Source organism: Vibrio sp. OPT46 (assembly GCF_015163535.1).
Lineage (GTDB): Bacteria > Pseudomonadota > Gammaproteobacteria > Enterobacterales > Vibrionaceae > Vibrio > Vibrio alginolyticus.
The window spans coordinates 1-219 of sequence record NZ_JADDYG010000601.1 but is presented as its reverse complement, the minus strand read 5'-3'; the positions used below and the strand labels follow the sequence as shown (position 1 = coordinate 219).

Here is a 219-nt window from a genome sequence, read left to right as displayed (position 1 = left end):
CTTTACGCCCAGTAATTCCGATTAACGCTCGCACCCTCCGTATTACCGCGGCTGCTGGCACGGAGTTAGCCGGTGCTTCTTCTGTCGCTAACGTCAAACGAATACGCTATTAACGTACCCGCCTTCCTCACGACTGAAAGTGCTTTACAACCCGAAGGCCTTCTTCACACACGCGGCATGGCTGCATCAGGCTTGCGCCCATTGTGCAATATTCCCCAC

Annotated in this window: 1 rRNA gene; it reads right to left on the bottom strand. The window is 54.3% G+C overall.

The annotated features are described in order from the left end of the window. Positions 1 to 219 (bottom strand): 16S ribosomal RNA (locus tag IQR33_RS23525); the annotation flags it as partial.